This is a genomic window from Caenibacillus caldisaponilyticus (assembly GCF_002003465.1).
Taxonomy (GTDB): Bacteria; Bacillota; Bacilli; order Bacillales; family Sporolactobacillaceae; genus Caenibacillus; species Caenibacillus caldisaponilyticus.
Genome location: NZ_BDDQ01000049.1, coordinates 1 through 8,935, shown reverse-complemented (window position 1 = coordinate 8,935; position 8,935 = coordinate 1). Strand labels below are relative to the sequence as shown.

Genomic DNA, 8,935 nt, shown 5'->3' with positions numbered 1-8,935 from the left:
GTACTTCGCGTTAATTGAGACCCCCTCTCCCTTGAAGCGCCTGGAAGAATGGATAAGAAGAAGGTTGAGACTGTGCCGTTGGCACCAATGGAAAAGGGTGAGAACTCGAATTCGTGAACTGAGAGCCCTTGGGCTCAAAGAACACGAAGTGTTCGAGATCGCTAACACTCGGAAAGGGGCTTGGCGTACGACAAGGACGCCTCAATTGCATAAAGCCCTTGGCAAAGCCTACTGGCTTAAGCAAGGGCTGAAGAGTTTAACGCAGAGATATTTTGAACTCCGTCAAGATTGGCGAACCGCCTAGTGCGGACCCGCATGCTAGGTGGTGTGAGGGGACGGGGGTTCGTCACCCCCTCCTACTCGATTCTTTGAATCGCTCGAACCGCGATATCGGACTGCTTTTTCCGAGATTCGCTTTGTGAGCGGCAAGTTTAAGGCACTCCTCCTTTACGTCCGCTGGCCGGAGAACCGGCGCGGGCCTTCCCTTTATCGTAAAGGGAGACGTTTCCGTCCGCTTTTTTAACCGGTGAGGCGTGTGGTAAAATAAATTAAATTAAACGTGTTGTTTCATCCTGGAGGGATGCCTCATGGAAAAGAAAATACTCGTCGTTGACGATGAACAACCGATAGCGGATATTTTAGAATTTAACTTGAAGAAGGAAGGCTACGAAGTCGTCGTCGCCTATGACGGCGAAGAAGCTTTGAAGAAGGTTGAAGAGGAACAGCCCGATCTCGTTCTTTTGGACGTGATGTTGCCGCTCAAGGACGGCATGGAGGTTTGCCGGGAAATCAGAAAGAAATATAACATGCCCATCATCATGCTGACGGCCAAGGATTCGGAAATCGATAAAGTCCTTGGTCTTGAAATGGGGGCGGACGACTATGTGACGAAGCCCTTCAGCAACCGCGAGTTGATCGCGCGCGTGAAGGCCAACCTCCGCCGCCACCAACAAGAGTCGCCGAAAGAAGACGAAACGAATGAAATCGTCGTCGGCTCGCTCGTCATTCATCCCGAAGCCTATCAGGTGACTAAGCGCGGCGAACCGATTGAACTCACCCACCGCGAGTTTGAATTGCTCCTTTATTTGGCGAAACATTTGGGTCAAGTCATGACCCGCGAACATTTGTTGCAGACGGTATGGGGTTATGACTATTTCGGCGACGTGCGCACCGTCGATGTCACCGTTCGCCGCTTGCGCGAAAAAGTCGAAGATAATCCGAGCCGGCCCGCCTGGATCATCACCCGCAGGGGCGTCGGCTATTACATGCGCAATCCGGATCAGGAGTAAACATCATGCAGAAAGTCGGTTTTTTCAAATCGATCCAATTTAAATTCGTCCTCATTTACACCTTACTCGTCTTGTTGGCGATGCAGCTGATCGGCGTTTATTTTTCCGACCGATTGGAAAAAAGCAACTTGGACAGCTTTCAAAAGGCGCTCATCTTTCAAGCGGAAAATTTGGTCTACAACATCGGCGAGGCGATGAAAGCGGCCGATAAGGCCGATGAGCGGACGATGCGGGCCAAAGTGCAAGAGCAATTGAATGAAGTGAGCGGATTAAACGAGGTCCAAGTCATCGACAACAACGGCATCATTCTCGGGACGACCGACCAAAACCATCTCTCCGATATCGGAAAACAGACGGCCGATCCGAGGATCCGGCAAAAACTGCTCACCTTAACCAAACCGGAATCGGAAATCTACCGGAATCCAAAAACGCACAACCGCTTCATGGTCGTGACCTTGCCGATCAAGGTCTACAATGAGAAACGCGGCCTTTTGTACGTGGAAAAAAACTTGGACAGCGTGTACGAGAATCTGGAAGACGTCAATAAAATTTTGGCTTCCGCTACGGTGACCGCCCTGGTGGTCACCGCGTTGCTCGGCTTTTTTTTGGCCCGAACCATCACCAAGCCGCTCTTGAAAATGCGCGAGCAAGCGCTGGCCGTCTCGCAAGGGGATTTTTCGCGGCGTGTCGAACATTTTGAGGATGACGAAATCGGGCAATTGGCCAACTCCTTCAACAGCATGACGGAGCGTTTGGAAGAGGCCAATGCCACGACGGAAGCGGAACGGCGCAAGCTGCGCAGCGTCCTCAGCTATATGACCGACGGCGTCATCGCCACCGATCGGAACGGCCATGTCAATTTGATCAACGACCGTTCGGAGGAACTGCTCGGCGTCTACCGGCAAAACGTGCTCGGCGAGTCGATTTTAAAGCTATTAAAAATCGACAATGAATACACCTTGGATGATCTCTATGAATCGGAAGACTCTATCATTCTTGATTTCAGCACGGAGCATGAAAAACTATTGATCCGGGCCAATTTTTCGAGCATTAAAAAAGAAAACGGGATGACGGACGGTTTGATCGCCGTCTTGCATGACGTCACCGAACAAGAGCAAATCGACGAAGAACGGCGCGAATTCGTCGCCAACGTCTCCCACGAATTGCGGACGCCGCTGACGACGATGAAAAGTTATTTGGAGGCGCTCGCCGACGGCGCGATGGAAGACGAGGAGCTCGCCAAAAAATTTCTCAGCGTCACGCAAAACGAAACAGAGCGCATGATTCGTTTGGTCAACGATTTATTGCAGCTGTCGAAGCTTGACGCGAAAGATACCGCCTTTAACATCGAACGCGTGAATTACATCGCCTTCTTTGAGGACATCATCGAGCGATTCGAGTTGTCGAAAACGAACAAGCTCGAGTTTATAAGAAAACTGCCGAAACGCCCGATTTACGCCTATATCGATCCGGATAAGATGACCCAGGTCATCGACAACATCATTTCCAACGCGATCAAATATTCACCGGAAGGCGGGACGATCACTTTTAAAGTGATGGTCAAGGGCGGGCACATCGTGACGATGATCAAAGACCAAGGCGTCGGCATACCGAAAGAAAACTTGTCCAAGATTTTCGAACGCTTTTACCGGGTCGACCGCGCCCGCTCGCGCAAGCTGGGCGGTACAGGCTTGGGTCTGGCCATCGCCAAGGAAATCGTCGCGGCCCACGGCGGTGAAATCTGGGCGGACAGCGAGTGGAACAAAGGCACCACCATTTACTTCACGCTGCCGCTCAAGAGGGGGGACGACGAATGAACCGGGAATTGATCAAATCGATTGCCCTTACCGTTCTGGTCGTCCTGAGCCTTTGTCTCACTTGGAGCATTTGGACTTATCAAGGCAATTACAGCGCGGCCGACACGGAAAAGACGTTGGAAGTCGTCCCGATTGATCCGGAAAACGACTTTTCATTGGAAGACGTCGTCAAACCGAATCAACTCATCCATTTTTCCAAAAGCGATGAGGGAGATGTGTCCGGAACGATTTCCAAGGAGTATGTCGAACCGGTTTTCAGCCGGATCATCAAGGCGAAATGGACGGCGGACAGCATCGGCAATAACAATCCCCTGAAAGCCGTCTCCGATTCTTATGAACTGTTGTTTCCCGCCCCGGTGACGATCAACACGCTTCAAGCGCTTTTTAACTTGAAGACGAACGACGCGCCTCTGCCGCAAAACAAATTGATCGATCGCTTCGTTGTTTATCGCTACATGCCGAAGGCGACGGCGATCGTTTTTAAAGACAGCGATGAAGATACGGTGTTTTACGCTACGACGACTGAATTGGACATGGAAAATATTGAAGATGAGATCGGAAAGGGCCATTTCAAGCGGTACTTTGCCGTGAAATTGAGAAACAAGCGGGTCTATCTGCCTGAAGAACCGGTCCGATTCCAAAGGCTTGTTTATCCTTACAAATTGATTAACCTTGAAGCTTTTAAACCGATTCTCTTTGCGAACCCGGATAAAACCGACTATTACAGCGACAAGCTGACGTTTTCCGACGGCATCAGCCAACTCAAACAGGAAGGCAACGTGCTGAAATTTTTCAACCCGGCGACCAACGGGGAGGCGGCCATTCGCGATCCGATCATACGGAGCTTTCAAAAAGTGAGCAGCCATAAAGGATGGACGGATTCGTTCATCTATGATCAATTCACTTCCAAGCCCGCTGAAGGCGAAGAAAATGTTGAATTTCGCCTCGTGCGCAACGACCTGCCCGTCTACAGCCGGACGGATCCGTATGAGTCGGTGATCGCTTTCACGTGGGAAAACGGCAGTTTGTACAAATTGAATCGGACTCTCATTAATGTCGGCAGCAACCCTTACAGCAATGAAAAAAGCGATCCGCTGCCTTCGGGCCGCAGCGTCCTCGATATGCTTGAACAGGCGCATTTGCCTTTGCAAAATTTGGACGACCTTCAGTTGGGATATGTCATGGATGTCGACGAAGACCAAAGGCTCGTCACGTATACCCCCGATTGGTTTATCAAAAAGGGTGATGATTGGGAATCCTTGACGTCGTACTTGAACCGCCAGAAGGCGACGGTCAGTCCGAGTGAGGAGGGAACGAGATGAACTGGAGCAAAACGAAAACGATTTTTATCATCTGTTTCCTCCTTCTGGATATTTTTTTGGCTTATCAGATGTATGACCGTCAGCGTGAAAGCAAAAAACAGCTCGAGAATTTCGCCACGGATACGATTGACATTAAAAATCAAAAGGTGCGCGTGAAGGCGGAATTGCCCGATGTGGAAAATAAGGTGTATTTTTTGACGGGAGCCTTCGTCGATTTTGATGACGTTGAAGTAAAGAAAGGTTTAAAAGCCTTAGAGGGCGGAAGCAAATTAAATTTTACGACGAGCGACAACGGCCGGGTGTTGATCGCCACATTCAAGAAGCCGATCAAGATCCCCAAAACAACGGACGATCAGCAGGCGCTTCTTAAAAAGTACGTGTACAGGGGCGGCGATTACAGCTATTATCCGCTGCCGGAAGACAACCGCTCCGGCGTGTTGCATTTCATTCAAACGTTTAACGGCACCCCGATTTTTTCCGTCGCGGCGGCCACAGGCGAACTCTATACATTGGACGTCTATACGGACGGGAAAAACATTACGGGATATAAACAAGTGTTGTTGCAAACGACGCCGGGCGAACTGGTTTCCATTTCGAAAAAACCGGAAGAAGCGATCAACATTTTGTCGGAAACGAACAATTTGCCGATTACGGAAAACCCCGTGATCGACACCGTCGAGCTCGGTTACATCAACACCTCCTCGGACATCGACGGGGATCAGAAATATCCTTACATTCCGGCATGGTACATCGGCGTGAAGACGGATAAAGGCGAAAAGGCGTTTTTCGTGACGATGGACGGCCGGGTCATCCCTTTTAAAAACGGAAAGGAGGGTGCCGGTGTCTCTTAGATTCAGCGTCTTGGCAAGCGGCAGCACCGGAAATGCCATTTATGTCGAGACCGATCAACAAAAATTGCTCATCGATTGCGGCTTGAGCGGCAAGAAAATGGAAGGGTTGTTCCGGGCGATTGACCGCGACCCGAACGCGTTGGACGGCATTCTTATCACCCATGAGCACAGCGATCACATCAAGGGGTTGGGCGTTTTCGCCCGCCGATACCGGACGCCGATCTACGCCAATGAAAAAACGTGGCGAGCGATGGAAGGGCTGGTCGGCGATATTCCCGTTGAGCAAAAGTTCATCTTGGCGACCGGCTCGGTCAAGACATTTGGCGATATCGATGTCGAAACGTTCGGCGTTTCGCACGACGCGGCCGAGCCGATGTTTTTCGTTTTTCATCACGAAGGCAAGCGCCTGGCGCTCGTCACCGATCTCGGCTACGTGTCCGAGAAAATCAAGGGAACTATCCGGCAGGCTGACGCTTACATAATGGAAGCGAACCATGACATCCAAATGCTTCTGGCGGGCCGTTATCCGTGGAACGTGAAGCGGCGAATATTGGGCGATACCGGGCACATTTCGAATGAGGACGCGGGCGAGGCGTTGATCGATGTCATCGACGACTGCACGAAGCAAGTATATCTCGCCCATCTGAGCAGGGACAACAACATGAAAGAATTGGCGCGGATGGCCGTCGGACAAAAGCTTGAGCAGCACGGCATCCGGATCGGCGAGCGCGTGGCGCTCTACGACACGGATCCCGAAGTTCCGACGAAGCTGGCCGTGCTTTAAAGAGCCGTTATCATCTGGGTCATCAAAGCCTTTATAAAAAGCGCGTTCCTCAAAAACGGTTTATATTGGGCGTCAGCTAAGCGATCCTATGAAACATGCGGGCCAGCGGACGGCTGTTCAACCCTTTCGATTTTCGTTGCAGATTTCCGGTTTTCATCGCGTGATATCCCACCCACCGCGGGGTTTTTGATCGTTTTTGCTTTTGCAGCGAGGGCAGGTGCGGCGGATTTTCAAAAATGTCACATATTCTAATGGATAGATGGCCAAAGGGGTAAAATAAGGATGGAAAAAGATGATATATAGAAAATAGAAGGCATGGTGATGTACGGATGGGCTATTATGACGATCACTATACCAATCCCGAACCTTCGCGCCGTTCGGGAGGCCGCCACGGCGGCCCCGGATGGTTTTGGTCCGGTTTCCTCGGCGCTATCGTCGGCATCGTCGTCTGTTTCATCGTTTCTCCGTTTCTTGCCAGCAAAGGATGGCTGCCGACGTATAACAATGAGGCCGGAACCACGCAAACCGGTCCCGTGATAAACAAACGCATCAACACCGATGTCACGACGGCGGTGACGAAGGCTGTCGATAAGGTGTCGCCGGCCGTCGTCGCGGTCATTAATTTGCAGCAGGCGAACTTTTTCGATAATCAGTATACCGAATCGGGGATCGGCTCGGGGATCATTTATAAAAAGAGCGGCGATTATGCCTACGTCGTGACCAACAACCACGTCGTCGAAGGCGCCAGCAAAATCGAAGTGCGTTTCGATGATGAAAAGAAAGTGAACGCGGAACTGCTCGGCCGCGATTCGCTGTACGATTTGGCCGTGCTTAAAATTCCGGCCAAATACGTCAAAACCGTTGCCCAATTCGGCAACAGCGACAACCTGAAGCGCGGCGAACCGGTCATTGCGATCGGCAACCCGCTCGGCTTTTCCGGATCGGTCACAGAAGGGATCGTCAGCTCGAAAAACCGCATGATTGAACGCCAGGTGCAAACGAGCGGCGGACAAGTCGATTACAATGCGCAAGTGCTGCAAACGGACGCCGCGATCAACCCGGGCAACAGCGGCGGCGCGCTCGTCAATCTTGACGGGGACGTCGTCGGCATCAACTCGCTGAAGATCTCCGACAGCGACGTGGAAGGGATCGGCTTTGCGATACCGATCAACATCGCCATCCCGGTCATTCAAAAGCTGGAAGCGGACGGGAAAGTCGAACGGCCCTACATCGGCATCAGCTTTGTCGGGCTGGATGAACTGCCGTCCAATTATGCGCAACAGCTGAACATCCCGCGCAATTTGAAAACGGGTCTCGTCGTCACCCAAGTCGGCTCAGGCAGCCCCGCCCAACGCGCCGGGATTAAGGAAGGCGACATCATCGTCAGCGTCAACGGCCACCAAATTCAAGACTCCGTCGACTTCTCGACCTATTTGTACACGAATTTGAAGGTCGGACAGACGGTGAAAGTGACGCTTTATCGGGACGGCAATAAAAGGACGCTCGACCTGACTCTCGGCGGCAAAGTCTTCTCGTAAAGTCTTCGCCTTCATGGCGGCCGGCCCGATTGCGCCCGCCTCTGGCCGGCGCTGCTTTTCCGGGAAATGTGCCAAAAACCTTGGTCCATCCAAAAAGCAAATCGTAAGCCTCAACCGGCTCGGGAATGATGCGTTTCCGGGCCGGATTTTTTGTTATGAGCGCTCCGCTATCCTTCATGAGGCTCGTTCCGTTTTGTTTTGAGGGCCTGTACATCCTGGGTGAGCTTGTCGAAGTCTTAATGACGCGATGTCGCGCCGCGGTCAGCCATTTTATCGGCCGTCTCTTCGTTTCAGTTAAAACCCCCACGTTGCGGATCAACTTTGTTGACGGACGAAAAATAGGATTGCCCGTAGCGGTGTAGGAGTAAAATTATTGTGGGAGCAAGAATAGGAATAAAAGTTAATATATGTAAATTAACCTTGGCAGATGTGTTGGCTTTTAATCCAACATCATCTGCCAAGGCCACCAAATAGCGCGATAGGGGAATGCAGAAAAAACAAGAAATGAGGGCCTCTTTTTTGTACAATGAGTTTGTCACCATACACCGTACAAAGGAGGCCCTCACATGGGACATTATAACCCGAAATACCCGACTTTGGAAGAACTTGAACGCCATGTTTTTCAACGATTACAGAAGATGTTTGGCAAGGTTTTGACGAAGGTTTTGGAACAGATGGATGCCGAAATCGCCGAAGCGCGGGATAAACGTCGCTTTCGCTTGAAAGATCGGCGCGACGTTCACATCGATACGATGTTCGGTCCGTTGACCATCAAACGCAACGATTATCAAGACCGGGAAAATGGTCGTTATATCGCTTTATTGGATCAGTATCTGGCTTTTGACGGCCGCAAGGGATTCAGCCCGCTCCTTGAACAATGGGCGATGGCCTTGGCCGTGGCCGGTCCGTCTTACCGCCACGCCGTAAAGCAATTGGAGACGTTCTTGGGCTATGTTCCCATGAGCCACGAAGCGTTGCGGCAGCATCTCCTCGCGTCCGAGGTGTGTGAGCCGAAGTCCAAACAACCCGCGCCTGAGGTGCTTTTTGTCGAGGTGGACGGGTTATTTGTGAAACAGCAAAAAGAAAAGGGCGGCAAGAAGAAAAAGGCGAAAGAACTTAAGATCGCTTTAGTCCATACGGGTTGGGAACAAGACGGCTCCAAACGGCGGAAATTGAAGAATAAACGGCACTATTTCCACACGGGCTCCGAGCCGTTTTGGGAAGGCTTTGAAAGCTTTCTGGAGCAGCATTACGACTATGACGCGACGAAAACGAAGCTGGTCATCAACGGAGATGGGGCTGGTTGGATAACGGCTTGCCAAGAGGACTTCAAG

Annotated in this window: 8 protein-coding genes; all 8 read left to right on the top strand. The window is 51.3% G+C overall.

Going from position 1 to position 8,935, the window contains the following annotated elements; genetic code table 11:
- A partial coding sequence (locus CCB157_RS18100; RefSeq protein WP_369688679.1) for a group II intron maturase-specific domain-containing protein occupies positions 1–304 on the top strand: 304 nt, incomplete at its 5' end.
- 283 nt (positions 305–587) lie between these two features.
- Complete coding sequence (yycF, locus tag CCB157_RS12775; RefSeq protein ID WP_077616269.1) at positions 588–1,289, top strand: response regulator YycF; 702 nt, start codon at positions 588–590, stop codon at positions 1,287–1,289.
- A gap of 5 nt (positions 1,290–1,294) precedes the next feature.
- Positions 1,295–3,106: a cell wall metabolism sensor histidine kinase WalK gene (gene walK / locus CCB157_RS12770; protein WP_077616268.1), complete on the top strand. Its 1,812-nt coding sequence runs from the start codon at positions 1,295–1,297 to the stop codon at positions 3,104–3,106.
- The gene (locus tag CCB157_RS12765; RefSeq protein WP_077616267.1) at positions 3,103–4,428 is read left to right on the top strand and encodes a YycH family regulatory protein; all 1,326 of its coding nucleotides are present in this window, start codon (positions 3,103–3,105) and stop codon (positions 4,426–4,428) included. Before walK ends, CCB157_RS12765 begins: the two co-directional genes overlap by 4 nt.
- Entirely contained in the window at positions 4,425–5,279 is an 855-nt protein-coding gene (locus tag CCB157_RS12760; RefSeq protein ID WP_077616266.1) for a two-component system regulatory protein YycI, read from the top strand. Before CCB157_RS12765 ends, CCB157_RS12760 begins: the two co-directional genes overlap by 4 nt.
- Entirely contained in the window at positions 5,269–6,063 is a 795-nt protein-coding gene (locus tag CCB157_RS12755) for an MBL fold metallo-hydrolase (RefSeq protein ID WP_077616265.1), read from the top strand. Before CCB157_RS12760 ends, CCB157_RS12755 begins: the two co-directional genes overlap by 11 nt.
- A 329-nt stretch (positions 6,064–6,392) precedes the next feature.
- Positions 6,393–7,601 carry a S1C family serine protease gene (locus tag CCB157_RS12750; RefSeq protein WP_077616264.1) on the top strand — a complete coding sequence of 403 codons (1,209 nt, stop codon included), beginning with the start codon at positions 6,393–6,395 and terminating at the stop codon, positions 7,599–7,601.
- 566 nt (positions 7,602–8,167) lie between these two features.
- On the top strand, positions 8,168–8,935 hold a 768-nt coding region (locus CCB157_RS12740), incomplete at its 3' end, for a UPF0236 family transposase-like protein (RefSeq protein WP_193432302.1).